The organism is Mesorhizobium sp. BR1-1-3 (assembly GCF_020165455.1).
Taxonomy (GTDB): Bacteria; Pseudomonadota; Alphaproteobacteria; order Rhizobiales; family Rhizobiaceae; genus Mesorhizobium; species Mesorhizobium ciceri.
Window position 1 is genome coordinate 75,855 of sequence record NZ_JAIUIC010000018.1, and the last position, 25,595, is coordinate 101,449.

The following is a 25,595-nucleotide window of genomic DNA, read 5'->3' on the forward strand; positions in this document are numbered from 1 at the left end:
AGCCGGGAACGACGTTGCTGATGGCTCGCCCACGTCATGAAGACCGGGCGCCTGAGAAATCAACATGGGGAAATCAAGAAAGCGGGTTTGCCGTGATTGGTGAAATAGATGTCGCCAGCGCCTACAGCACCGGCCGCACCGACTTCATGGGGCTGAAGTTGGTTGTCGCGCCCGGCGTGCTCGTCCCTCGCCCGGAGACGGAACTGCTCGGCAGCACCGCCCTCAATGTGCTTCGTGAACTTAAAAGGCCGGTACCGCGTGTCGTGGACATGTGCTGCGGGGCGGGCAATCTCGCCTGCGCCATTGGATACAAGGTCCCCACCGCGCGCGTCTGGGCGAGCGATCTCACTGACAGCTGCGTCGAAACCACCTGCCGGAACGTTGCCCATCTTGGCCTGGCCGGACGCATTTCGGTGCTACAGGGCGACCTCTTCAATTCCTTCTCGGGTCTGGAGCTCGAAGGTACGATCGATCTGGTTGTCTGCAACCCGCCTTACATCTCGGAGAAGCGGCTCGAAAACGACCGCGCGCATCTGATGGAACTTGAACCCCGTGAGGCGTTCGCTGCCGGGCCTTACGGCCTGAGCATTCATATGCGGGTGATCAAGGAGGCGCAGCATTATCTGCGGCAAGGTGGCATGCTGCTTTTCGAGGTCGGGCTTGGCCAGGACCGGCAGGTCATGAGTTTGGTTGAGCGTTCCAAAGCCTATGAGGGCATTCGCACGGTTGCGAACAAAGCCGGTGAAGCCAGGGTGGTTTGTGCACGGGCCAAAGCGCCAGCGTGAGCCGCGCCATGGGTTTGCGCGCCCGGTTGGGACGACGCCCTCAAGCCGTAGCCCGGCGATCAGTTTTCCTTGCTGACCACGTAACGTGCAATTCCCTGGATGGAATCGAAATTCTCCGGCAGAAGTTCACTGTCCTCGACAGTGATGCCGAATGTCTCCTCGACGAATCCGATAACTTCAAGCACTCCAGTCGAGTCTATGATGCCCTGATCGAGCAACGACGTTTCAACTTCCAGCGCACGCGGGTCGGCTACGTAGAAGTTTGACGCCAGAAAGGCGCGGATTTGATCGCTGTAGGTGTCAATTCTGTTGTTCGTGCTCAGCATTGAATTGGCCTCCGATCCAAATAATTTCCGTAAATTGCTTTATGACAGCGCCATTTTCTTGAGCTTGCCCGTGTCCGTTATCGGCAGACTGGACACAATTTGGATGGACTTCGGAATCATGAAGTTTTCCAATCGCTTCTGACATTCCATCCGCAGCTGCTTTTCGCCCATGATCGTTCCTTGCTCCATGACGACAAACGCTTTCACTGCTTGCCCCAGCAGGTCGTCAGGTACTCCGACAACCGCGGCTTCCCGTACTCCCGGGATTTCCATCAGCACGTTTTCGACTTCCCTAGGCGCCACCTTTTCTCCCCGCGATTTTATGATCTCATCGCTGCGGCCGACAAAATAGAGGTAGCCTTCCTCGTCCATTCGGCAGTAGTCGCCGGTGTACAGAACCTGCTCGCCGGGCAAAGGACCTGGCTTGAGCTTCTTCGCGGTAGCCTCCGGCTTACCCCAGTAGCCCTTCATGACCGTTGCCCCGCGGATGACCAACTGGCCAACGACATTGGGACCAACCCTTCGGTCATCCTCATCGACAATCCACATTTCGGTGTTCGGGATGGCGATCCCCACGCTCAACGGTTTTCGGGCAAGATCGTCCGGCGGAAGATAGGTGCAGCGTTTGCATTCGGTCAGGCCGTACATCGAATAGATGCGGGCGGCGGCAAACAGTTCCTGGAGCAGGCGAATGTGCTTAAGCGGCAGGGCTGCCGCCGTATTCGTGACATACCTTATGCTTGCAAAATCATTTGCCTTCAGCGTCCTGAGATCCGACAGCGCGGCAAAGATGGTCGGCACGCCGGGAAAGCCTGTAACTCTCTCCCTTTCGATGATCGCAAGTATCTGTGCGGGGAAGGCAAACGAGCGCTCGAGGACCAACCGCGCCCCGGTACGGAATGCCATTATCATCTGATAGAGGCCGTAGTCGAAGGCCAGGGGCAAGACATTGAGGATCACGTCGTCTTCGCCAAGCTCAAGGTACGAGGCGATAGACGTGCAGGCTGTCATCATGTTCCTGTGTGTCAGCATCACGCCTTTGGGTTCGCCGGTCGAGCCCGACGTGTAGATGATGGCTGCGAGATCGATATCGATGCGGCGGCGGGCCGGCGCTTTGCCGTGGCCGGCAGCCGCCTCATCCCAGCGCACGGCATGCGGCAATCCCCGGAGCTCGGCGTCGTCCACCTGACCGGAGACGATGAGCCGCCGCAGCGACGGACAGTTACGCGCCGGCTCAGCAAAGACCGGCTGCAAATGTTTGTCGGTGATCAATGCTGCCGGAAGGCAATCGTTGAGCAAATACCCCAGCTTGTCGCTCTTGGTGAGCGGATTGACGACGCACACAACGGCGCTCGCCTTGAGAACCGCCCAGAAGCTGACCACGGTCTCGACGGTGTTGTCGGCGAAGATCATAACGCGGTCACCGGGGGCGACCCCGGACGTGACGAGATGACGGGCGACCGCGCTGGAGCATGTCTCAAGCTCGTCATAGGTGAGCCGGTGCTCGCCGCACACCAGCGCTATCTTGCCGCCGAGCCGTTCGGCCGAATGGCTGAGGTAGTCGTGCAGCAGAGGGACGGCGCCATGCATCATACCAGCACCTCTTCCCTGTGCAGGTGATCGACGTCTATCCTGAGGTCGACCGCATGCGCGCTCGATGGGCGGCTTGCGACAAACTGCTGATGGAGGAGCTGCGTCGACAGCACGCCGACCAACGCCATGTTGTCCGAGTTGGACAGATCCCCATCGCCGGCCTTGGCAGCGCATTTGTCCAGCAGGCGCGCGACCGAGTTCGGATCAAAGACATTCGCCGCGCGCAGGGCAGTCTCGGAGAGTGCTTCGCGGACATAGGCGGGTGCGCCATCGCCCGTGAAGCAAAGTGCGTTGGGCGCCCGGTAGGGTTGCTTCTTGCGGGCCACGACTTCCGCGGGCACGATCGATTTCGCCACACGCTTCAGCACGTGTTTCTCATCCAGAATGCGCAGCTTGTAGTCGGGCGGGAGCGAATTCGCCAACGCCACGAGCCTGTCGTCCAGGAACGGGAAGCGCCCCTCGACAGAATGGGCCATCAGCATCCTGTCACCCTGCGAGGAGAGCAGGTAGCCCGACATCAGTGTCCTGATCTCAAGATACTGGTCCTGCGCGAGAGGACCCCATCGTGGAAACTCTTCGGGCAGGCGGCCAAGCAGGTCCGCCACCACGTCGTGACGCGCCGCTTCGGCATGCATGCCGGCCGAGAACAGCCGTTTGATGGCGCTGGTGGTGCGCCAGCGGGTGTCATGCGCGAAGCCGGGCGCGCCAAATGCATGGATACCGTGTCCGAAGAACTGGCGCGCCATCGCCTGCTGCTTGACGGGCGACCGGCTCAGATAGGGGTAGAGCCGTTCCAGCAGTCGCGCGCGTCGGGCGGATGCGGGCTGCCGCCCCCAGAAACGGCGGACCTTGCCTTCACGGAACAGGTCGTAGCCGGCAAACATCTCGTCGGCGCCCTCGCCGGTCAGGACGACCTTGATGCCATGTTCGCGCACCAGCCTCGAGAGAAGGAACAACGGCGCCGGCGCGGTCCTGAGAATCGGACGCTCGGCGTGACGGATCACATCTGGGAAAACCTCGGCAATATCACCGCGCGAAACCATCACCTCGTGGTGCTCGCCGCCGCTCGCACTTGCAACCAGCCGCTGGTAACGGGTTTCATCATATTCGGCGTCAGCAAAACGCAACGAGAAGGTCTGGAATGGCGCGCCGGCGAAGCGCCTACCGAGCATGGCGACAAGTGAGCTGTCGAGCCCGCCGGAAAGGTAGCAGCCAACCGGCACATCCGCCTTGACCATTCTAAGCGCCGTCGCGGCCTGCAAGGCGCTGCGCACTTCGTCCACCGCATCGTCCAGTGAGCCGGTGAAGGTGCCATGGGCCTGGTCCGCGATCTCGGGATAGCAAGGTTTCCAGAAAGCGTGCTCACGAACGCTGCCATTGTCGTAGATGCGTACATGGCCGGGGGTAAGTTCCTTCACTCCCTGAAATACGCCTTGCGGCGGTACGACCGTCCACAGCGTGAAAGTCTGGTCTATCCCCGCCGGATCGAAGGCCCGCGGTATCGCCGGGTCGGCTGCGAAAATGGCCTTCACTTCGCTGGCGAAATGAAGGCGGCCAGCATGTTCGCACAAATGCAGCGGGCAGATGCCGAACCGGTCGCGCGACAGGACGAGGCGGCCTGTCAGCGAATCCCAGATGGCGAGTGCCCACTGCCCGTTTAGCCGCTCGAACGCGGCCACGCCCCAGGCGCGGTAGGCGTGCACGATGACCTCGGTATCGCTGCGGGTGCGGAAACGATGCCCCAGCGCCATGAGTTGTTCACGCAGCTCGACGTAGTTGAAGATCTCGCCGTTGAACACGATCCAGGTGGTATCGCCGGTGTCGGCGAGGGGCTGCTGTCCGGTCGAGAGATCGATGACCGACAGACGGGTATGCGCCAGTCCCGCCCGCCTGTCGCGGTAAACGCCGCTCTCGTCCGGGCCTCGATGGGAGAGCGCGGCTGCCATTCGTAGAAGCGCGGCTCGTGAAGGAGGCTCCGCAGCCGCGTTCAGCGCCACAATTCCGGCGATGCCGCACATGGGTCAATCCCTGTCCATCGCAGCGGACAGCTGCGGCCGTGCGTGAAGGTAGCGGGCGGCGCGGCGTTTGCTGACGATATCCTTATAGACCTTCTCGACCTGCTCGGTCGTCAGGCCGGCGGCGGCGGCAACCACGCCGGCCGAAATTCCGTGATTCATGCCGTAGAGGCACAAATCCATCAGCTGATAGGGCAAGGCGAAGTAGAACTCCTCCTGGGTTTGCGCCATGGAAAACGTGTCCGTGGTCGGCGGCCTCGTTCGGACCTCCTCGTCAATCCCGAGATATTCCGCCAGCTGATAAACCTGGGTCTTGTAGAGATGGACGATCGGCATCACGTCGGCGACGCCGTCGCCCTGCTTGACGAAGAAGCCTTGGTCATATTCGAGCCGGTTTGGCGTGCCTGCCACTGCATAGTTGAGGCGGTCCGCATGATAGTATTCAGTCATCTTGCGAACCCGCTGCTTGTAGTTGGTTGCAGCGACGATCTGCAGGTAAGCCGCCGGCGAAAGACGCACGGTGTCGATCTTTCCGTCCGGATCCTCGACGGTGAGGCGCGTGATATTAAGGCCGCTGCTCTCCAGCACCGATGCCATGACCAGCTTGCATTTCCAGCCTTCGCCATATCCAGGGACGGCAGTTCGGATGGCCTCCATCTGTCGGGCGTAGGCACCGATGCCCTCGAGCGCCGGCTGGATATCTTCAAGGATTGTGTCGATGCCAAGCTGCCCGGCGACGCTGCGGCCAAGCCTCAACGAGTCGCCGGATGAATCGCGCTCCGGCATGAACAGGCCCAGTACCTTGTCCCTGCCGAACGCGCGTGCGCAGACCGTTGCGACGACCGAACTGTCGATGCCTCCGGAGAGCCCGACAACCACTCCGCGGCGCCGTTGTGTGCCGAGAACCTGTTCGCGCAAGGTCTCAACGATGCGATCGATCTCCAGCCGGGCATCGAGCGCCAGCACATCGCTGCTGAATTCCCCGATCAGGTCGATGACACTGCCTCCCGTTTCTGTGACTCGATTGAAGAGTAGGTCTCAGTCACAGCGTTTTCGATGAGCGGGCGATTGATGGTCAGATGAGGCTCCACGACCATGTCGATGTGAGTGCCGGCGATCGGAATGACGTCCAGATGGACGAATGCCCGATCCCACCCAAGTGCAAGCGGCATTCCGGGCCGCGCGCAACGGAACAAGGTGCCGGTGATCGGCAGTATCGGCCTGGGTTCTGTGAGCCACTGGAAGAAGGCGCGCGCGCGCAGAACTTCCTGCAGTTCCAGTTTGGTTCTGAAGCTCGTCGGGTTGAACTGACCCTCGGCATAGCGATCGAGGAAGCTGGCAAGCCGGGATTCGCAGTGCATTTTGACCGCGACCTTGGCAAGCGCGCGGCATGCCACTCGACTAGCCGATATACGATTGGTTCGGATCCGGTGAAATGTCCGGGTAATCGTCTCCCAACGCTTGCTGCGTTCGCCAACCAGGCTGGTATCCAGAATGCCCGTGAACGCTACCGCTCGCCCTTGATCAAGCAGACGCGCGGCAACCTCAAAAGCAACCGCTCCTCCGAGCGAGTGACCAAGCAGGCGAACACAGCCGGTCGGCTGCACGCGGTTGATATGATCGATTGCAGCTTCGACCATTGCGGCGACGGTGTTCTGACCTTGCAGGATCATGCCCAGGGCCGGATATCTGATGGGAGACACCCTGGCGACCTTGCTTATTGCCGATGCGAACGAAGCAAGGCTCGGACCATAGCCGACCGAGCCGGGGAAAAGGAAAAGCAGCGGAGGCTCGTGTTTCCAAGCGGGCGCGTGCTCGCCGCCTCCTTGAGCAGAAATGACCGCTGCAACCATCTCATCGAAGCTCATTCCAACCGTGAAGGCTTCCAATCCGAGCTCCTGCCCGATCGCGCTTTCGATTTCCATGACGCAGTGCAGCAGCTTCAGCGAATCTCCCCCCGCTTCGTCCCAACAGCCCAGGGCGACCCGCGTCTTGAGGACCTTGGTCCAGGCACGCCGTACGATCTGATGAGCAGGAACTTCATGTCCCGCATGGGGTATTTGCGGTGGGGGCGTGGTTTCCCGAACCGAAAGGTCAATTGCAGCCAGCGTTGTCATATCGATCTTTCCGCTGGGCAGTCGCGGTATCTCGGCGCTTGCATGGAGTCGCAACGGGCAAAGCGCCGGCGGCAATTTTGTCCTGGCAAGTTGGCGCAGCTCGTCGCAAAAACTGGCTCCCGCTCCGCTGTGCGGTACGGCGAATGCAACCAGTTCATTCGCCGGGGTGACGATAACCACGGCATCCTTCACCGACGGCGCGCCACGCAGAACCCGTTCGAGTTCGGCCGGCTCAACGCGCCGCCCATTGACCTTTATCTGGCGCCCTTTGCGGCCTATGATCCGCAGCAGGCCGTCACTCCCGATTTGCACAAGATCGCCCGTCGCAAAGATGCGAAGCGTCTGGTCGTCGGGGTCTACTTCAAACGGAACAACGGCCCCGTTTTCCCAATGTCCAAGCGCGACATACGGGCTTCTGATCAACAGTTCTCCGATCTTGCCGGGCTGAACCGGGTAACCCTCTTCATCGACCACTGCGAAGCTGATTCCCGGAAGCAGCCAGCCGACGGGAGCCGAAGAATCGAATTCCGGCCAATCGTGCGGCAAGAACCACTGCGATCCCGTCGTTTCCGTCGATGAATAGCCGATCTGCACCAGGCAATTTGGCGGGACAGCCTTGCGCACGAGGCGGATGTCGGCCGAAGATACCTTCTCGCCTCCAATTCGGGCAACTCTGAGCGAACCAAAGGCGTCCGCGGGTTCATCCGCCAAGAGAGCGCGAAGCAATGCCGGCACCAGATAGGTGATCGTCACGCCTTCGGATTGCATGCGGCCGCGAACCGCGCGCAGGCCGACGGCTTCAACCTCCACAAGCTGCAACGTGGCACCCGTGAGAAGAGCGGCAAGAATTTCCCGACAGCCGGCGATGGTTGCCGGGCCGGTCAGAGGCAGGAATACATCCTGTGCATTGATGTGGCACGCATCGACATATTGCTGCACTCGGCACAGCAAGTTCCGCTGGCTGTTGACAATCCCCTTGGGGCGGCCCGTGCTGCCGGAGGTATAAAGCACGATTGCCGGTGCATCGACAGAAACCACACGGTGTGCGGCTGGATGGGGCGTTGCCTGCAATGATTGCGCCATATCGATCCAGGCAACGTGCTGGGGCAGATCAAGGCCGTGGAGGCCTTTGTCGCCAATTATGGCGGAGAGCCTCGCGTCGGCGACGATTTCGTTGATGCGCGAGTCCGGATCTCGCACGTTAAGCGGCACTGACGGCCGACCGGATGCCATGCTGGCCAGCATCGCAACGGTGTACCAGACCGAGTTGGCCTGAAGTATTCCAACCGCATTTCCGTCGGGAACGACGGCTTCAATCCAGCCGGCCAATGCCTCGACCGCCCGAAAAAGCTCGGAATAGGTCAGTCGATTGGTGCCGTCGCTGGCGGCTAATTTTTCGGAATAACGCCCGGCGATCTCCCTCAGGTGATCAAAGACAGGAACGTCGGCGAAGCCAGTTCCCATCCGTTGATGCAGACGTAGAACAGGCCCGCCATGGTCAAGAGCATGATCGGGAGCTTTTAGCCATCGGCAAGGGACCACCGCTTGGTAGTCAGCCTGCACCGTTTGAATCGCCCTCGAAGATTCTAAATGCGCCAGAGACATAAGGGCCCCACGCTAGGATTGTTGCCGCTTATCGCTCCGCGGCATGATCTTTTCATCAATCATTCGGATGATGCGTGAGACGGTCTTAATCGCTTGAATTATTCGAAGATGAAGAGGCCAGCCTGCGCCCGCCCGGGCTGCGGGACTACCTTACCTTACAGAGGTGTCGGGCTGCGCGCTGCTATCCGCTTTGCCAGTGCTTGAAACGAAGCAGTATGCGAACACTTCCCCTCCAAGCTCATCCGTTACACGAACCCAATTGTTTTCCCAAGTCCGCAGGGTAACCTGGCGTCCCGTTGACATAGTCGCCGCCGTGAACGGGCTGGACGCATTGACGTTACTCGCCGCGACCACGTCATCCCCCTCCATTTGTTCCACCAGGTATGTTTGCATCACTGCTCCTGACTGTGGGGCAAGGCCGGTTCAATCGCGTGTAGCTGGACAACTCCAACCGCAGGGAACGGATTTCGTTCCATGCTACAGGCAACCCTACCGCCGGAAGTCAGCCTTCAGATCGCCTGCCCTCCTGCAGGACCGTGGCCTAGCCGCTGAACGACTGGTCAGGACTGAGCTATGCTTTGGGGGAGATGGACCTCGCCCTGCGAATCCGCATACTTCTGGAAAAGTGCAATCTTGTCGGGATACGTAATCCGGATTTCGCTGTGACAGCCCTCGCAGCGATATTTGGACGCAACCTGGAACCAGCGCCCGGGTTTCAGCAAAGCCAATCCGCAGCGCGGACATTTGAACGTCATTTCAAGAGGGCATAGATTCTGACACAGCGGCATTTCGCAAAGTCCATAAGGGATACCTAATGTCAGGCAACGACAGCCGGCCGAAATCGTTCCTGGACGCCGTTCTTTTCGTCAGGCCGATGACCAGCCCCGGACGCCGGGAGATTATTGGATTGTCCGCGATGCCAGATTTACTGACGCGGGCCTGAACTCAAGCGCACCCCGATTTCCGGTGGCGTAGCGCCGTTGCAGGCGTTGACTGATGTCAGCAGCTTGCAATCCGAATGAGCAAGCCCGGAGCGAGGTGGCCTCGGGGGGACGACGGGGCCGCACGGTCGACGACACGGCCTATCCGGATGCTGAAACAACGCCGCGCGCCAACCCTGTCGAACAGCACCAGTGGAACAGGCAGGACGAAAAGCGGCGCAACAGGCGGCAATACTTAAGTGTCTCGCCTATATCGTAGCTCGGGAGCCGCGATCCCGACCGAATTGATGGATATGGAAGCGCTGTTGAAGGGAACCGACGCATCCCTTGGCGAATGCGTCGGTTCCTGAAGCTTATGCGTGGCGGATTTCCGTTCCCAGCACCTTCAGACATTCGCGGATGAACGCAGCAAGCGCCGTCCAACCTTTGGCCGAAACCATTGTCCCGTCCACATAGGCCTCGGTCGGCGACAGGTCGATATAGGTGCCACCCGCCAGTGTCACCTCCGGCTCGCAGGCGCCGAGTGCCGCGACCTTTTTGCCGCGCACCACGCCGTCGACAGCGATCAGGATCTGCACGCCGTGGCAGATGGTGAAGATTGGCTTCTTGGCCTCGTGGAAATGGCGCACGATCGCCTGCACGCGCTTGTCGGTGCGGATGTATTCCGGGCCGCGGCCGCCCGCGCAGTAGACGGCATGATACTGATCGAGCTGCCTCTCGGCTTCCGAGAAAGTCTTGTTGATCAGCGCATAATGGCCGAGCTTTTCGGTGTAGGTCTGGTCGCCCTCGAAGTCGTGCAGCGAGGTCTTGATCAGATCTCCGGCGTTCTTGTCCGGGCATACCACGTGGATGGTGTGACCGACGGCTTCCATCGCTTGCTGATAGACAAAGATTTCGTATTCTTCGGTGAACTCACCGGTCAGCATCAGTATCTTTTTGCCTGGCATGGTTCTTCCTCTCAGTGTTTTGAGCTAGGCAAGGCGCAGACTGCGCCTGCCTTTCTGTGAAATCGGATAGGGTCAGAATGGCGAATCCGGAAAGTAATATTCCTTGGCGTTGGCCTGGGTGATCAACGGCGCGTCGAGCTTGACGGTGCCACGGACGGGTGCCTGGCCGATCAGGTTGGCGACTGTCATGTAGATCGCGGTCTTGATCATCGACGGCGGGTATGGCGTCTCGACCGGCGTCATGGCGTCGCCGTCGATCACTTTCTTGACGATGTCCTTCATGCCGTTGCCACCGAGCGCAAGCTTGATGTCGGTCCGCCCCGACTGCTTGACCGCCTCGAGCACGCCAAGCAGCATGTCGTCGTCATTGGCCCACACCGCATCGATATGCGGGTACTTGGCCAGATAGTCCTGCATCAGCTTGAAGGCTTCGTCGCTGTTCCAATGCGCGTACTGGATGTCGAGGACTTTCAGATCAGTGCCTTTGATCGTGTCCTGGAAGCCCTTGATGCGCTCGTCGTCGATGACGGTCGGAATGCCGCGCAACACAACGACGTCGCCCTTGCCGCCAAGCTTGTCGATCATGAACTTGGCGGTGTTGGTGCCAACCGCGATATTGTCGCCGGCGAGGTAGAGATCCTGGACGGAGGCGTCAGTCAGACCGCGATCGACGACGGTGATGAACGTGCCCATGTCCTTGATAGCCTTGACCGGCTGGGTCAGCTCTTCCGAGCTGTAAGGCAGGATCACCAGAGCATCCAGCTTGCGGCTGGCCGACAGGTCCTCAAGCGCGCTGACCTGCTCCGCCGCGGACGGCGACGTCTTCACGACCACTTCGACGTTCGGGAACGCGGCGTTGATTTCCTTGGCCGCCGCTTGTGCGTGGTAGACGATGCCCGCTGTCCAACCGTGGTCAGCGGCCGGTATCGACACCGCGATGACCTTCTTGTCTTGCGCCATGGCCTGGCCGGCCAGCAGCAGCGCGCCAAGTGTCGCTGCCGCAATCCATTTTCTACTGAACATTGTCTTCTCCCTTGGACCTACAAGAACGTTAATCCGCGTGGTCCGGACGCGGCGCTATTTCGAATTCGAAAACCGCTGGATGAGCATGGCGATGATGATGATGACGCCCTGAACAGCGGCAACGAGGTATTCGGAGACGAAGTCCGAGAGCACCATGAGATTGGCGATGAGTTCCAGGATGACGGCGCCGGCGACTGTCCCCCACACATGGCCCTTGCCGCCGCGCAATGCGGTGCCGCCAATCACCACGGCAGTGATGACCTGCAGTTCCCAAAGCTGTCCGGTTGTCGGCGTTGCGGCGCCCAGGCGCGGCACGTAGCAGATCGCGGCAATCGCCACACAGACACCCTGGACGATATAGGCCACGGTCCGTGTCCTGATCACCGAGATGCCGGAATAACGGGCGACATCCTCATTGGCGCCGACCGCCGCACATTTGCGCCCATATTTCATCTTGTAAAGGATGAAGGATGCGACCGCGGCGACTGCGATGGATATGAGGATTGGAACCGGGATCCCGCCGACCGTGCCGAAATAGACAGGCCGGTAGGCCTCGCGCAACGACCTGTCGATCGGTATCGTGCCGCCATCGGTCAGATAGGTTATCAGCGCCCGGAAAATCCCCATCGTGCCCAGCGTGGCGATAAACGGTTCGATCCTGCCGACCGTGACGATGAGCCCGTTGGCAAGCCCGCACAGCAGGCCGACCAGGATCGCAACCGCCATACCGGCGGGAATAGCCCAGATGCCGGCATGCGGCGCCACCGCATTCATGAACATGATGGTGATGCCGGTGATGAAGGCGGCCATCGAGCCGACGGAAAGATCGAGCCCCCCCGACGAGATCACAAATGTCGCGCCGACCGCGATAATAGCGATGAAGGCGCTGCGGGTGATGACGTTGGCGAGGTTGGTGGCGGACAGGAAATCGGGGTTGATGAGGTAACCGACCACCAGCAGAGCTGCCAGCGCAAGAAAAGGCCCGATATCGGTCCAACTGATGTTGAGATCGAGGGGGCGACGCCTGGGTGCGGATTCGCTCATGACAGCCATTTTGTGCCTCCCTTGGCTTTTGGCCCTTGCTTGGGGCCACTGGTCGCCAGTACCGCCACATTGCTTTCGGTCATTTCGGCGCCACTGACCTCGCCGCTGATGCGGCCTTCGCGCATCACCAGGATGCGGTCGCAGATGCCGATCAGTTCCTGCATCTCCGAAGAGATGACGATGCAGGCCTTGCCCTTGGCCACAAGCTCCTGGATGAAGGCATAGATCTGCGCCTTGTTGGCGATGTCGATGCCACGCGTGGGCTCGTCGATAATGACCACCGAAGGATCGGTCAGCAGCACCTTCGCCAGCAGCAGCTTCTGCTGATTGCCCCCGGAAAGCTGGGCCGCTTTGGCGCCGAGGCTCTTCAGCCTGATGTCATATGTCTCCACGGCCTGTTCCAGGGCTTGCGCTTCGCGGCGCCGACCCATCGAGAGGCCGGGATGGAACACATCGAGCGCCGATAGCGTCAGGTTAGGCGCCAAGTGCTCTTGCAGCAGCAGTCCCTTGCCCTTGCGATCCTCGGTCAGGTAACCGACGCCGGCGTCGATCGCCGCGCGCGGCGATTGGAAATGGACCGACTTGCCCTCAAGTTCGATCTTGGCAACTGCCGGGCGCAAGCCGATAATGCCCTCGAAGAGTTCGGTTCGGCCTGCGCCGACCATACCGGCGAACCCCAGGATCTCGCCCTTGTGGACCGTGAACGACACGTCCTCCACATAGCCGGGAACGGAGGCGTTCCTCACGCTCAGCATCGGTACATCCGAAAGCGCTGCGGTTCTCTCAGGATAGAGCGCTGCCAGTTCGCGCCCGACCATCAGCCGCGCCATATCCATCTGGCTCAGCGTCTTGCCGGGATAGGTGCCGACCATCTTGCCGTCGCGCAGAACGGTCACTTTGTCGGCGACCCGCTGCACCTCATCCAACCGGTGGCTGATATAGAGCACGGCGGTGCCATGAGCCTTCAGTTGCAGGACGATCTCCAGCAGGCGCTCGACCTCGCCACCGGTCAGAACGGCGGTCGGCTCGTCGAAGATAACCACCTTGTGGTCGTCAAGCAGGGCGCGAGCGATCTGCACCATCTGCCGGTCTGCCAGCGAAACGTCGCGCACCAGTGCCCTTGGCGAGACCGCGCAGCCGATCTGCGCCAGTTTCTCGGCTGCCAGCCGGCGCATGCTGCGGTCATCCACGACATGGCCACGCGAAAGCTCTCGCCCGAGAAACAGATTGTCGGTGACCGTGAGCCCCTCGGCGAGCAGTATCTCCTGATGAACCAAAGCGATACCGGCATCCTGTGCTTGGGCAGGCTTGGCAAATTTCACCGCGTGTCCGTTCATCGACAACGTGCCGTGGCTTGGCTCGACATAGCCGGACAGCAGCCGCATCAACGTCGACTTGCCGGCACCGTTCTCGCCAATGATGGCGTGGATCTCTCCCGGCAGGACGTCCAGGGTGACGTCCGACAACACCGTCACTGGGCCGTATTGCTTGGACAATTCCTGGGCGCGCAGCACCGGTTCAAGCGAACCAGGCGCATCGCTGGACAACGTGCTCCCGCCCTCCCCGGCGATATTCGCGGCAATGGACATCCGTTCCGACCTCAATCGAATGCCGGGAGCAGGCGATCGCGCGAGTGCTCGATATGGATGCGCATCGCCTTTTCGGCGGCATCGGGATCGGCCGAGCCGAACGCGGCAAGGATCGCCTCGTGTTCGTCAAGCGCCTCCTCGGTCACGCGTGCATGGAACATCAGGCGGAAGATGTGGAAGTGCGTGTGCTGGTGGCTCAACGTCTCGCGGATGAGTTCGTTTTGAGAAAACTCCATGATCTTGTCGTGGAAGATCGCATCCTGCCTGGCGAAATTCGAATAGCGCACGCGATCATCCTTGCCTTCGCGGCGTGACATCACGCCGGCAGCTTCGAGCAACAGATCGAGCTTGGCGTCGTCCATCGTTGCGGCGGCCTTTGCGGCGCCATGCGGCTCGAGCAGCAGACGCATCTCGTATAATTCGTCGAAACGGCGCCGGGTGATCTGGGGCGCGGCACGATAACCAATCAGATGCGTCTTGAGCACCAGGCCTTCGCCTTCGAGCCGTCCGAGGGCTTCCCGGATCGGCGTGTGCGAGACGTTGAATTCCTTGACCAAGCTGTCGACTGTGATGCGCGAGCCGGGGGGGATCTTCAGCGCCATCAACTGCGCGAAGATGGCTTCATAGACATCTTCGACGAGACTGTTGGCGCGCTGGATGCGACCAGCTCCAATGCTGGCGTCGCTTGGGTCGGGTAAGTTTGCGGTCTGCATATTTTGCCTCTTGACAGTGAGGACTGCTAACACGATGGTTCCGCGGATGCAATCCTATATCCTATACGATTTTAAAGCGGATATCTCTTAAGTGCGAGAGACACACTCTTAAACCGTCCGATCCAGACCGAGTTCAATGCCTCCGTTTCCAGTCAGCAGCCGTCAAAGGACCAATCATGACCCTCTTCGCCGCCCTGCGGTTGCCGCGTGAAATCCTGTTCGGGAAGGGGCAACGCCATGTGCTGCCGACGGTCGCCGCCCGGTTCGGCCGACGCGCGCTGGTCTGCACCGACGAGCGTTTCGCGGGCACAACGGTATTCGCCGACATCATCAAGTCCCTTCAGTCAGCCTCGATCGAGGTCCTGGTGCATGATCGTGTTCTGCCCGACGTGCCACGCGATACGGTCGGCGTCTGCGTCGAGGAAGCGAAGGGGTTCGGGCCGGATATGGTGATCGGCATCGGCGGCGGCAGCTGTCTCGATTTCGCCAAATGCGCCACCCTGCTGCTCAGCCATGGCGGCAAGCTCCAGGACTATTACGGGGAGTTCAAGGTGCCGGGTCAGACACTGCCGCTGATCGCCGTACCCACCACGGCCGGCACCGGCTCCGAGGTGACGCCGGTCGCGGTGATTTCCGACCCGGACCGGACGCTCAAGGTCGGCATATCGAGCCCTCACCTTATCGCCGCGGTCGCTCTGTGCGATCCCGAGCTGACAATGACCTGTCCGCCTGGCCTGACCGCGATCGCCGGCGCCGACGCTTTGACCCATGCGATTGAGGCCTTCACCGCCATGCGGCGCGGTGAAGACCCCAATCTCCCGCAACAGCATGTCTTCATCGGCAAGACTGCGCTGACAGACCATTTCGCGTTGCTCGCGATAAAGCTGCTTGGCCGGAGTCTGGAGAAAGCCTGCAGCGACGGCACGGATGCCGACGCGCGTGCCGATGTCATGATGGGCGCTCTGGCGGCGGGCTGCGCGTTCGGCACCGCCGGCACGGCGGCGGCGCATGCCGTGCAATACCCGGCAGGCGCCCTCACCCACACCGCCCATGGTTTGGGCGTGGCCACAATGATGCCTTACGTGATGACCTATAACAGCCGCGTCGCCGCTCACGAGATGGCAGAGATCGGCGCGGCACTTGGCTTGGAGGCCAAGGCGCGAACCGCCGACGAGATGGCAGCCGCCACGATCGAGGAGATCAGGCGATTGTTCGCGGCGATCGGTATTACGCCAACATTGGCGGATCTGGGCCTCCCTGCCGATAAGCTTGACTGGACCGCAGAGCAAGCGCTCGGCATCGACCGCCTGATCAAGAACAATCCGCGTGCGTTCGATCTCGGCACGATGCGACGCCTCGTCCAGGCCGCCCATGACGGCGACCTCGCCGCCTGCGTTATGTGAGAAACGGAACAAAGCGATGAATTTGAACGCTCAGCAACTCGACCAGGATGGCTATGACGTGCGCGGTTTTTCGCACGGACTCTACATCGACGGCACTTGGCGGTCGTCCTCCGACGGTCGGCTCATCGATGTCGTCGATCCCTCCTCCGGGGCGGTGATCGCGGCGGTTCCCGATGCGACGGTCGAGGACGCCACCGCCGCCGTCGAGGCGGCGGCCAAAGCAGCTAGGAGATGGCGGGAAACTGCGCCGCGCAAACGCTCGGAAATCCTCAGGCGCTGTTTCGAACTGATGGTCGAACGCTCCGAAACGCTCGCCATGCTGATCTCGCTGGAGAACGGCAAGGCGCTGCGCGACGCGCGCGGCGAAGTGGCTTATGCCGCCGAGTTCTTCCGCTGGAATGCCGAAGAGGCGGTCCGGATCACCGGTGAATTCGGCACCGCGCCATCCGGCACCAACCGGATCGTGGTCGATTATGAGCCGATCGGAATTTGCGTGCTGATCACACCGTGGAATTTTCCGGCCGCGATGGCGACCCGCAAGATCGCGCCGGCGCTGGCGGCAGGCTGCACTGTCGTCCTAAAGCCGGCCAGCGAAACACCGCTGACGGCCTATGCGCTGGCGGCACTCTACAGCGAAGCCGGCGTGCCTGCCGGCGTCGTCAACGTGCTGACCACGACCAGTCCTGGGCCGCTGACTTCGGCCATGCTTGCCGATCCGCGGGTCAGGAAGCTGTCCTTCACGGGATCGACGGGTGTCGGCCGAACCTTGCTCGGCGAGGCTTCAAAGCATGTCATTTCGTGTTCGATGGAACTCGGCGGCAATGCCCCGTTCGTCGTCTTCGACGATGCCGATCTCGACGCCGCCCTCGATGGCGCGATGATCGCCAAGATGCGCAACGCCGGCGAAGCCTGCACCGCCGCCAATCGCCTCTATGTGCAATCGGGAATCTATGATGCTTTTGCCGACGGGCTCCGCAAGCGCATGGCGGCACTTAAGGTGGGGGCGGGCCCGAATGCCGACACCGAGTGCGGGCCGATGATCACCAGAAAGGCTGTCGACAAGATCGACCGCCTGGTCAAGGACGCGGTGGGCCGGGGAGCCAAGGTGCTTTGCGGCGGGGCGATTTCGGAGGAAGAAGGATTCTTCTATCCGCCCACAGTGCTGTCCGATGTGCCGCCCGATGCGGAGATGGCGCACGAGGAGATTTTCGGCCCGGTGGCACCTATCACACGCTTCGACACCGAGGCCCAGGCCATCGCGCATGCCAACAACACGGAATATGGCCTGGCCGCTTATATATACACACGCGATGTTGGGCGCGGCATGCGGGTGGCGTCGGGGATCGAGGCCGGCATGATCGGCCTCAACCGGGGACTGATGTCGGATCCGGCCGCACCATTCGGAGGCGTCAAGCAGAGCGGCCTTGGCCGCGAAGGCGGCCAGCACCACGGCATCGCCGAGTTCATGGAGGCTAAATATATTGCCGTCACCTTCTGAACCGGCAGTCATGTCAAAGGACCCTTTCCGCACGCGCGACCATGTGGCCGATTTTGACGATATCGTGACCGACATAGTGACTCGCAGCGCCGAAACCCGGGCGACCCTGCCGATGTCGGTGGGTATCGCCTATGGCGAGGGCGAGGCCGAAAGGTTGGACCTGTTCTTTCCGCCCGGCGTGCGCAGGGATCTTCCCGTGCACATCTTCATCCATGGTGGCTACTGGCGCATGTTCTCCAGAAGCGACTATTCTTATGTAGCGAACACAGTCACCAAAGCTGGGGCGATCGCGGTCATCGTCGATTATGCGCTGATGCCCGAATTCAGGATGGCGGCAATCGTCGACCAGATCCGGCGTGCCAAACAATGGGTGCTGGACAATATAGCCGCCCATGGCGGCGACCCTGCCCGGCTAAGCGTAAGTGGTCATTCGGCGGGTGCGCACCTGGCCACATTCCTGTTCGAAAAGGCGCCAATGCCGTCGCGCATACGTGCGGCGCTGCTGCTAGGCGGCCTTTACGACCTGAAGCCCCTTCAGACCTCCTTCCTCCAGCCGTTAATCGGCATCACCGATGAGGAGGCAGCTGCCTTCACCCCAATGACGCGGTGGCATGACCCGGAGACGGCAGCGACCATTCTCGTCGGAGATCAGGAAACGTCACCTTTTCACCAGCAGGCCGCCGACTTCGGAAAGCGCTTGCGCGCGCAGGGGCACCCTGTCAGCGATCTCCGCCTGAATGACCGAAACCACATGAACAGCGTGCGTGATCTGGGCATCAGCGGCACACAAGCTGGCGATTGCCTGATGGCGATGATCGATGGAAACGGCCTGTAGGACGGAAACCCAGGGAGAGCAGGGCCCGCTTGTGCCTTACTTGACGCTCCCGTCACTCAAGAAAGTACCGTCATGGGGATCGCGGCACGCTGCCGGCATCGGGCTGAGCTTTGCGACAGGTGAAATCCGGCAGAGCACACAACCGACGATTCCTCATCCTCTTTTTCCACACTGACGAACTGCACAGCGCATCAGAAAATCGAAATTGCCCCTGCCGCCCTGAGCCGCGATGGTCTTTCCGCAAGCAGCCGGCTTAGGCTGTGGAGGAACGTCGTCGCGGCAAAGCCCCCGGGGCAAGGCCGCTTTGGCACGCCGCTGGTTCAAACCGGCAGCGAGGGAGGAACAGACTTGGCTGGTTCGGGCAAATCCGACACCGCGCGCTTGGGCATCAAAATGTCCCAGGAACTCGTCGTCGGCGCGATCTCGGCCGTCCTCTTCCTGGTGTTCTCGGCGACGCTCAACAATTTCCTGAGCCAAGGCAACATCCTTGCCATTCTCAAGAATGTCTCGATCCTGGGCACGCTGGCCGTCGGCATGGGGCTCATCGTCGTTGGGCGCGGCATCGACCTGACCATGGTGGCGGTGATGGTCGTCGGCGTCGCCTTCAGTATTTGGATCTCCACCTGGGGCGTCGACTTCACGCTGGCCGTCGTCTTCGGGGCCATCTTGGTCGCGGCCATCGGCCTGTTCACCGGCGTCATGGTGGCGGTGGCCGAAATTCCGCCGATCTTCGCCACCCTTGCCATCGCGTCCTCGGTCTACGGCTCTGGCCGCATCGTCTTTGCGTCCGACGTGCTCTATGCCCCCTCCGATATCGGCTGGCTGAAATTCGTCGGCAACGGAACCATCCTCGGCATCCCGATGTCGGTGATCATCTTCGCGGCGGTGGCCGCGCTCATGGGCTTTTTCCTGAGGAAGACCCGCTTCGGCCGGCTGGTCTATGCTACTGGCGACAACCCGAACGCGGCCCGCACGACCGGGCTGCCGACGCGCCCGATCATCGTGACGCAATATGTCATCAGCGCCCTCATTGCCTATATCGCCGGCATCATCATGCTGGGGCTGGTCACCGGCATCGACACGCGCCTGTACAATTCCAGCCTGATCTATGACGTGCTGCTGGTGGTCGTGCTGGGCGGCATCGGCCTCTCCGGTGGCCAGGGCGGCGTACGCAACGTCATCGTCGGCACCATCCTGGTCGGCATCCTGACCAACGGCATGACGATCCTGAACTTCAGCTACACCAGCCAGAACCTGATCAAGAGCGTGATCCTGCTGGGCGCGCTGGCGATCGACGCCATCATCAATCCGCGCGACGAGCAGACCTCGCAAAGCGGCGACATCTGAACAAGAACCGAGATATAAATCTGGGAGGATACCATGAAGTTGTTCAAGAACTGCCTGCTCGCGGGCATGACAGCGCTCGCGCTGCTGGGCGCGGCGAAAATCGCCACGGCGCAGGAAACCGATCAGGTCGGCCGCTCCACCTATCTCGAGGCGCTCAAGGGCAAGAAGGTCATCTTCGTGCCAATCTCGCAGGGCATGGACCTCAACCAGGCATGGGTGGTGGTGTGGCAACGTCACGCGGCACGCTACGGCTTCAGCCTCGAAGTGCGCGATCCCTCCGGCGACACCAATGCCGGCATTCGCGCCATGCAGGGCGCCATCGCCGAGAAGCCGGACCTGATCATCGTGCAGAACCCCGACGTCCAGACCTACGCACGCCTGTTGAAACAGGCGCAGGCGGCCGGCATCAAGGTGCTGCAAGTCAACATGCAGTCGGCCACCCAGACGGACAGTTATGTCGGCAACGACTGGATCGAAATGGGCCGTCTCGAAATGGGCGAACTGGCCAAGCACTGCACCGGGCCCAATGCCGTCTCGCACAAGGTGGTCTGGCTCGCTGGCGTCCAGACGGGTGCCGCCAACATCTACATGCGCACCGGCATCGACGAGGTGCTGAAGGCCAATCCCGAGCTGCAGCTCGTCTCCGACCAGCCGGCCGATTACATGAGCGAAAAGGCCCGCCAGATCACCGAGACGGTCCTCCAGCAGCATCCGGACCTGTGCGGCATCATGGGCATCTGGGATAATGCCGAGGTCGGCGCCGGTGCCGCCGTTGTGGCCGCCGGCAAGCAGGACCAGGTGACGATCGTCACCAATGGCGCGGGCAGCGCCACGGGCTGCGAGAGCATCAAGAACGGGCTGCTCGACGTGATCTTCAACTTTAATGCCCCGATCCAGGCCGAGATCGCAGCACAACAGATTTCCGAGCTGCTGCAGCAGTCCGGCCGGCAGGCGGGCAGCGAGAAGACCATCTTCTTCGGTCCGATCACCCGCGTCGACAAGGCCAATGCGACCGGCAGGAATTGCTGGAAGCTGGACGAGCTCAAGTAACGGACTTCCTTGATGAGCATGGCTGAAAGCCTTGTGCGCTGGCGCTACCGCCTGCTCCCCGACCACGTGATCGGGGAGATCCTGACCAAGAAGTGGATCGACAGCGTCATTCCCTTCATGGCGCTGGTCATTTTGTGCGCGATCTTCGGCTCGATCGTGCCGGGCTTCTTCGATCTGGCGACGCTGACCAATCTCAGCGGCCAGACCGCCGAGCTTGGCCTTGTGGTGCTCGGCATGACCATCGTCATGGTGTCAGGCGGCATCGATCTGTCTGTCGGGTCGACCTTCGCGCTCGCCGTGCTGGTCACGCTCTATGGGATGAATGTCGAGCAGTGGAGCTTTGGTACCGGCCTGTTGGCGTGCCTGGGCCTCGGCGTCGTTTGCGGCGCCATCAACGGCTTCCTGGTTGGCTTCCTGCGCATGCGGGCGTTTCTCACCACGCTGGTGACGCTCATCATCTACCGCTCGACCTTCGACATCGTCTTTCCCCAGGTCTCGACCCGGATCGTCACCAGCGGTCCGGATTCGCCGGCCTATGATTTTCTTGGTTTCGGTACGATCTGGGGCGTGCCGACGTCCTTTGTGGTCTTCGTCGTCATCGCGCTGATCATCCATCTCGTGATGTCGCGCGCCCGCTATGGCTGGCGGCTGTTCGCGGTCGGCGGCGCGCGCCGCTCTGCCTACAATGCCGGCATCAATGTGCGCTTCATCTTGTTCAGCGCCTATGTCTTGTGCTCGGTACTGGTGGCGCTCTCCGGCTTCTTCTTCTCGGCCCGCATCGGCAGTGCCGCTTCCGACATCGGCACCGGTCTCGAACTGCAGGTGTTGACCGCGACCGTGCTCGGCGGCATCTCGCTAGGCGGCGGGCGCGGCTCGGTCGCCAAGGCGCTGATGGGCACCGTCTTCGTGCTTGTCCTGTCGAACAGTCTGCTTGCGCTGGCCGTGCCCGGCCCGGTCAATTTCCTGATCCTCGGCATCGTGCTGCTTTTGTCGGTGCTTCTCGACGTTCGCTGGGTGAAGAACCGCCACAAGATCCTGCGCAGCGTCTACATCTCGCCAACCTTCGCCAAGATGCCGCAGGCGATCTCGACCGCGCCCGGCGCGCCAATGGCGGTGAATGACCGGTTGAAGGACGTCGGCGTCATCGGCCTCGGCGTTCTCGACGGCGCGGAGGATGTGATCTTCGACCGGCAGGACCGTCTCTACACCGGCAGCCGCCAGGGCGAGATCCTGCGCTTCCAGCCGCCCCATTATACCGATAGCGAAGTGTTCGCACATATTGGCGGCTCGCCGCTCGGCATGGCTTTCGACCGCGACGACAATCTCGTCATCTGCGTCGCCGGCATGGGCCTCTATCAGGTCTCGCCGGCCGGCGACGTAAAGCTGCTGACCGCCGAAACCAACCGCTCACTGACCTCGGTGGTCGACGACTCGACCATGAAGCTCGCCGACGACTGCGACATTCTTCCGGACGGCCGCATCGTCTTTTCGGAAGCCACCGTGCGCTTCGAAATGCATGACTGGTATGCCGACGCGCTGGAAAGCCGCGGCAACGGACGCATCATCGTCCATGATCCCAAATCCGGTTCGACACGCACACTGCTGTCGAACCTCGTCTTCCCCAACGGCATTTGCACGGCCTTCGACGGCCAGTCGGTGCTGTTCGCCGAAAGCTGGGCCTGCCGCATCAGCCGCTATTATTTCGATGGCCCGAAGAAGGGCCAGGTCGAGCGCGTCATCGAGGGCTTGCCCGGCTATCCCGACAACATCAACCGCGCCTCCGACGGTACCTACTGGCTGGCCCTGATGGGCATGCGCACGCCGGCCTTGGATCTCTCGCTTGAAATACCGAGCTTCCGCCGTCGCATGGCGCGGCGCGTATCGGAAGACGCGTGGCTGATGCCCAATCTCAACACCGGCTGCGTGCTGCGCTTCGACGAGAACGGCCAGATCCTCGAAAGCCTGTGGGACCAGGCCGGCGAGAAGCATCCGATGATCACCTCGATGCGCGAGCACAAGGGCATCCTCTATCTCTGCGGCATCTTCAACAACCGCATGGGCACCTTGCCCTTGAAAGGCGTCGATCCCGACTGGTTCAGCTCGGATTCCTACTGGGGCAAAAAGCCATGAGCGGTTTGAGCCAGCTTTTTGACCGCTTTCTCGGCCGTGGCGAGTGGGCAGTGACCGTGCCGACGCTCGACGGGCCGTTGCTGCCCAACCAAGGACTGGAGGAAGCCGAGCCGTTCGCCGGCCTCGCCGAGGCCGACAATCTCGTACGCACCGAAAAGGGCATTCTGGCAAGCAGCGCCAACCGGCTGATGCGCTTTAGCGCCGACGGCCATGCCGAAACCTTGCAGGAATTTCCGGGCGAGATCACCGCACTCGCCCATGCCCGCGGCATGACCGCGATGGCCATCGACGGCAAGGGCGTCGTCGTCCACGGCGGCCTGCATGACGGGCGCGAGGCGACGGGTGAGGAGGCTCGGCGCCTTTCCTGCATCACCGCTCTCACCTTCCTCGACAGCAACACCTTGCTGGTGGCCAACGGTTCGGCCTCAGTGCCGGCGAGCGGTTGGCGTCGCGACCTGATGCAGAAGAGCGTGTCCGGTTCGGTCTGGCGGCTCGATCTAAAAAACGGCCGGCTGGAGCTTGTCAGGGACGGCTTGGCCTGGCCGGCCGGCATCGCCACCACCGGCTCCAACCGCATCTACGTTTCGGAGGCCTGGCGCCACCGCGTGCTGGCGATCGACCTTGCCACCACGGCGACGCTGCCCGTGCTGGAGCATCTGCCGGCCTACCCCGCCCGCATCGCCCCGGCCTTCAACGCCGGCTATTGGCTGACCTTCTATTCCGTGCGCAACCAACTGGTGGAGTTCATCCTGCGCGAGGAGACCTACCGCACCCGCATGCTGGCGGAAGTCCCGGAGGCCTACTGGATGGCGCCGTCGCTCGGCTCATGGCGCGACTATCGCGAGCCCATGCAAGGCAGCCAGTTGAAGCAGATGAACGTGCTGAAGCCATACGCGGTGACAAGGTCCTACGGGCTGGTGGTTCTTTGCGACCAGAACATGAAGCCGCTGTCGAGTTTCCATTCGCGCGCAGACGGCAAGGTGCACGGGACGCTGAGCGCCTGCGAGCTGGGCGATGATCTGCTGGTCGCCTCGCGCGGCGGATCGAGGATCGTACGCGTGGCGAGCGCCGCCAGCGGCAAGCGAGGCTAAGCGATGTCGGACGCCAACATCATTGAACTCAGGGATGCCGCCAAGGCATTCGCGCGCATTCCGGCCTTCAAGAATGTCAATTTCGACCTGCGCAAAGGCGAAATCCACGCGCTGCTCGGGGAAAACGGCGCCGGCAAGTCGACGCTGACCAAGGTCATGGCCGGTGTCTTCAAGCTGACCGAGGGCAAGATGACCTTCGACGGCAAGGATCTGTCCTTCGCCACGCCCGCCGAAGCGCTGCGCGCCGGAATCGCCATGGTGTTCCAGGAAACCAACCTGGTGCCGGCCATGACCGTAGCGCAGAATCTCTATCTCGGCGAAGAGAAGATGTTCAACCGGTTGCGCGGCCTCTACATTCAGGCGCGGCAGTTCCTCGCCGGCATGGGCTTCCAGGTCGACCCGTCCGCGCAGGTCAGCACGCTGGGCGCGGCGCACAAGCAGATGGTGGAGATCGCGCGCGCCGTCCACCACAAGGCCCGCGTCATCATCTTCGACGAGCCGACCGCGACGCTGACGCCTGAAGAGAAGAGCCACTTCTTCAAACTTTTGCAGCGGCTGGTGAAGGAGGGCATCGCCGTCATCTTCATCACCCATGCGCTGGAAGAGGCGCTTGCCGTCGCCAACCGCATCACGGTCATGCGCGATGGCGAGATCGTCGCGTCCGGCGAGGCCAAGGGTTTCACCCGCGCCTCGATCGTGCAGGCCATGGTCGGCCGCACGCTCACCGAAACGCTGCATGGCGAGGTCAAGCGCACGGCGCGCCCCTATGGCGACAAGGTGCTTTCGGTCGAGAATCTGTCCTGCGCCGGTCTGGTGCGCAACTCTTCCTTCTCGGTGTTTTCAGGCCAGGTCACCGGCATGTTCGGCCTTGTCGGCGCCGGCCGCACCGAAATGGCCAAGGTCGTCGCCGGACTGTTGAAGCGCAACATCTTTCACGGCGGCGAGATCCGCCTGCTCGGCAAGTCGGTGCGCTATCGGGTGCCCAGGCCTGCGGTGCGCGACGGCATCGTCTATGTCACCGAGGATCGCAAGGTCGACGGTTTCTTCGAAACCATGACCGCGGGCGAGAACCTGCAAATGGGTGAACTGACCGAGGGCGCCAATCCCGTCTCCATGGTGTCGCTGGCGCGAGCCAGGCAACTTGCCCGCGAATGGGGCGAACGTCTGAGCCTGCGGCAGACCAGCGACCGAGCCCGGATGATCGAGCTCTCCGGCGGTAACCAGCAAAAGGTTGTGATCGCCAAATCGCTGATTCAGAAGCCGAGGCTGGTGATCTTCGACGAGCCGACACGCGGGGTCGACGTCGGCGCCATCGTCGAGATCCACCAGCTCATCAGCGATCTCGCCGAGCAAGGCATGGCCGTCGTTGTCATCTCGTCCTACCTGCCTGAAATTCTCGCCGTTTCGGATCGCATTCTGGTGGTCAAGCGCGGCCGCGTGGTCGAGGAGATGATGCTTTCGGAGGCCACCGAGGAACGCGTCATGTTCGCCGCGGTTCATTGAGCGGCTCGACAAGAGAGACACTTTTGCCGGCCAAGCCAGG

19 protein-coding genes are annotated in these 25,595 nt (G+C 61.7%); 9 read left to right on the plus strand and 10 right to left on the minus strand.

The features are described 5' to 3' along the window. Positions 1 to 92 precede the first annotated feature (92 nt). Positions 93 to 785: a N5-glutamine methyltransferase family protein gene (locus LB559_RS29910; protein ID WP_224675675.1), complete on the plus strand. Its 693-nt coding sequence runs from the start codon at positions 93 to 95 to the stop codon at positions 783 to 785. 59 nt (positions 786 to 844) lie between these two features. On the opposite strand, the gene LB559_RS29915 is transcribed toward LB559_RS29910, so the two are convergent. From LB559_RS29915 to LB559_RS29960, 10 genes are all read right to left on the minus strand, one after another. Then, complete coding sequence (locus LB559_RS29915; RefSeq protein ID WP_013533122.1) at positions 845 to 1,111, minus strand: acyl carrier protein; 267 nt, start codon at positions 1,109 to 1,111, stop codon at positions 845 to 847. A gap of 39 nt (positions 1,112 to 1,150) precedes the next feature. Further along, the gene (locus tag LB559_RS29920; RefSeq protein WP_224675652.1) at positions 1,151 to 2,704 is read right to left on the minus strand and encodes a class I adenylate-forming enzyme family protein; all 1,554 of its coding nucleotides are present in this window, start codon (positions 2,702 to 2,704) and stop codon (positions 1,151 to 1,153) included. Beyond that, complete coding sequence (asnB, locus tag LB559_RS29925; protein WP_224675653.1) at positions 2,701 to 4,722, minus strand: asparagine synthase (glutamine-hydrolyzing); 2,022 nt, start codon at positions 4,720 to 4,722, stop codon at positions 2,701 to 2,703. The genes LB559_RS29920 and asnB overlap by 4 nt, the downstream gene beginning before the upstream one ends. Positions 4,723 to 4,725: 3 nt before the next feature. After that, on the minus strand, positions 4,726 to 5,709 hold the full coding sequence (gene nadE, locus LB559_RS29930) for an NAD(+) synthase (RefSeq protein WP_263499181.1): 984 nt from the start codon (positions 5,707 to 5,709) through the stop codon (positions 4,726 to 4,728). Beyond that, entirely contained in the window at positions 5,706 to 8,300 is a 2,595-nt protein-coding gene (locus LB559_RS29935; protein WP_082826410.1) for a non-ribosomal peptide synthetase, read from the minus strand. Before LB559_RS29935 ends, nadE begins: the two co-directional genes overlap by 4 nt. A 1,435-nt stretch (positions 8,301 to 9,735) precedes the next feature. Further along, positions 9,736 to 10,329: a DJ-1/PfpI family protein gene (locus LB559_RS29940; protein ID WP_013533129.1), complete on the minus strand. Its 594-nt coding sequence runs from the start codon at positions 10,327 to 10,329 to the stop codon at positions 9,736 to 9,738. 72 nt (positions 10,330 to 10,401) lie between these two features. After that, positions 10,402 to 11,352 carry a substrate-binding domain-containing protein gene (locus LB559_RS29945; RefSeq protein ID WP_013533130.1) on the minus strand — a complete coding sequence of 317 codons (951 nt, stop codon included), beginning with the start codon at positions 11,350 to 11,352 and terminating at the stop codon, positions 10,402 to 10,404. Between the two features lie 54 nt (positions 11,353 to 11,406). Beyond that, positions 11,407 to 12,405 (minus strand): ABC transporter permease, encoded by a 999-nt coding sequence (locus LB559_RS29950; RefSeq protein ID WP_127365748.1) that lies wholly within the window; start codon positions 12,403 to 12,405, stop codon positions 11,407 to 11,409. Further along, positions 12,393 to 13,985 carry a sugar ABC transporter ATP-binding protein gene (locus LB559_RS29955; protein WP_224675655.1) on the minus strand — a complete coding sequence of 531 codons (1,593 nt, stop codon included), beginning with the start codon at positions 13,983 to 13,985 and terminating at the stop codon, positions 12,393 to 12,395. The genes LB559_RS29950 and LB559_RS29955 overlap by 13 nt, the downstream gene beginning before the upstream one ends. Before the next feature lie 11 nt (positions 13,986 to 13,996). Beyond that, positions 13,997 to 14,698 carry a GntR family transcriptional regulator gene (locus LB559_RS29960; RefSeq protein WP_013533133.1) on the minus strand — a complete coding sequence of 234 codons (702 nt, stop codon included), beginning with the start codon at positions 14,696 to 14,698 and terminating at the stop codon, positions 13,997 to 13,999. Between the two features lie 176 nt (positions 14,699 to 14,874). On the opposite strand from LB559_RS29960, the gene LB559_RS29965 reads away from it, so the two are divergent. The 8 genes from LB559_RS29965 (at position 14,875) to LB559_RS30000 (ending at position 25,555) form a co-directional block, all read left to right on the plus strand. Further along, entirely contained in the window at positions 14,875 to 16,101 is a 1,227-nt protein-coding gene (locus LB559_RS29965) for an iron-containing alcohol dehydrogenase (RefSeq protein ID WP_013533134.1), read from the plus strand. Between the two features lie 16 nt (positions 16,102 to 16,117). Further along, positions 16,118 to 17,599: an NAD-dependent succinate-semialdehyde dehydrogenase gene (locus LB559_RS29970; protein WP_013533135.1), complete on the plus strand. Its 1,482-nt coding sequence runs from the start codon at positions 16,118 to 16,120 to the stop codon at positions 17,597 to 17,599. Between the two features lie 10 nt (positions 17,600 to 17,609). Then, complete coding sequence (locus LB559_RS29975; protein WP_224675656.1) at positions 17,610 to 18,434, plus strand: alpha/beta hydrolase; 825 nt, start codon at positions 17,610 to 17,612, stop codon at positions 18,432 to 18,434. A 393-nt stretch (positions 18,435 to 18,827) separates the two neighbouring features. After that, the gene (locus LB559_RS29980; protein ID WP_032809776.1) at positions 18,828 to 19,781 is read left to right on the plus strand and encodes an ABC transporter permease; all 954 of its coding nucleotides are present in this window, start codon (positions 18,828 to 18,830) and stop codon (positions 19,779 to 19,781) included. 33 nt (positions 19,782 to 19,814) lie between these two features. After that, a complete protein-coding gene (locus LB559_RS29985; RefSeq protein WP_127370934.1) occupies positions 19,815 to 20,831 on the plus strand; it encodes a sugar ABC transporter substrate-binding protein in 1,017 nt (338 codons plus the stop codon). Between the two features lie 12 nt (positions 20,832 to 20,843). Beyond that, the gene (locus tag LB559_RS29990; protein ID WP_224675657.1) at positions 20,844 to 22,961 is read left to right on the plus strand and encodes an ABC transporter permease; all 2,118 of its coding nucleotides are present in this window, start codon (positions 20,844 to 20,846) and stop codon (positions 22,959 to 22,961) included. Further along, complete coding sequence (locus LB559_RS29995) at positions 22,958 to 24,052, plus strand: hypothetical protein (protein WP_027163981.1); 1,095 nt, start codon at positions 22,958 to 22,960, stop codon at positions 24,050 to 24,052. Before LB559_RS29990 ends, LB559_RS29995 begins: the two co-directional genes overlap by 4 nt. Positions 24,053 to 24,055: 3 nt before the next feature. Then, positions 24,056 to 25,555 (plus strand): sugar ABC transporter ATP-binding protein, encoded by a 1,500-nt coding sequence (locus LB559_RS30000; protein ID WP_224675658.1) that lies wholly within the window; start codon positions 24,056 to 24,058, stop codon positions 25,553 to 25,555. Positions 25,556 to 25,595: the final 40 nt, after the last annotated feature.

Coding starts and splice junctions, on each gene's coding strand:
- LB559_RS29915 (WP_013533122.1), bottom strand. CDS start 1,111: ATGCTGAGCACGAACAACAGAATTGACACCTACAGCGATCAAATCCGC.
- LB559_RS29920 (WP_224675652.1), bottom strand. CDS start 2,704: ATGATGCATGGCGCCGTCCCTCTGCTGCACGACTACCTCAGCCATTCG.
- asnB (WP_224675653.1), bottom strand. CDS start 4,722: ATGTGCGGCATCGCCGGAATTGTGGCGCTGAACGCGGCTGCGGAGCCT.
- LB559_RS29935 (WP_082826410.1), bottom strand. CDS start 8,300: ATGGGAACTGGCTTCGCCGACGTTCCTGTCTTTGATCACCTGAGGGAG.
- LB559_RS29940 (WP_013533129.1), bottom strand. CDS start 10,329: ATGCCAGGCAAAAAGATACTGATGCTGACCGGTGAGTTCACCGAAGAA.
- LB559_RS29945 (WP_013533130.1), bottom strand. CDS start 11,352: ATGTTCAGTAGAAAATGGATTGCGGCAGCGACACTTGGCGCGCTGCTG.
- LB559_RS29950 (WP_127365748.1), bottom strand. CDS start 12,405: ATGGCTGTCATGAGCGAATCCGCACCCAGGCGTCGCCCCCTCGATCTC.
- LB559_RS29955 (WP_224675655.1), bottom strand. CDS start 13,985: ATGTCCATTGCCGCGAATATCGCCGGGGAGGGCGGGAGCACGTTGTCC.
- LB559_RS29960 (WP_013533133.1), bottom strand. CDS start 14,698: ATGCAGACCGCAAACTTACCCGACCCAAGCGACGCCAGCATTGGAGCT.
- LB559_RS29965 (WP_013533134.1), top strand. CDS start 14,875: ATGACCCTCTTCGCCGCCCTGCGGTTGCCGCGTGAAATCCTGTTCGGG.
- LB559_RS29970 (WP_013533135.1), top strand. CDS start 16,118: ATGAATTTGAACGCTCAGCAACTCGACCAGGATGGCTATGACGTGCGC.
- LB559_RS29975 (WP_224675656.1), top strand. CDS start 17,610: ATGTCAAAGGACCCTTTCCGCACGCGCGACCATGTGGCCGATTTTGAC.
- LB559_RS29980 (WP_032809776.1), top strand. CDS start 18,828: ATGTCCCAGGAACTCGTCGTCGGCGCGATCTCGGCCGTCCTCTTCCTG.
- LB559_RS29985 (WP_127370934.1), top strand. CDS start 19,815: ATGAAGTTGTTCAAGAACTGCCTGCTCGCGGGCATGACAGCGCTCGCG.
- LB559_RS29990 (WP_224675657.1), top strand. CDS start 20,844: ATGAGCATGGCTGAAAGCCTTGTGCGCTGGCGCTACCGCCTGCTCCCC.
- LB559_RS29995 (WP_027163981.1), top strand. CDS start 22,958: ATGAGCGGTTTGAGCCAGCTTTTTGACCGCTTTCTCGGCCGTGGCGAG.
- LB559_RS30000 (WP_224675658.1), top strand. CDS start 24,056: ATGTCGGACGCCAACATCATTGAACTCAGGGATGCCGCCAAGGCATTC.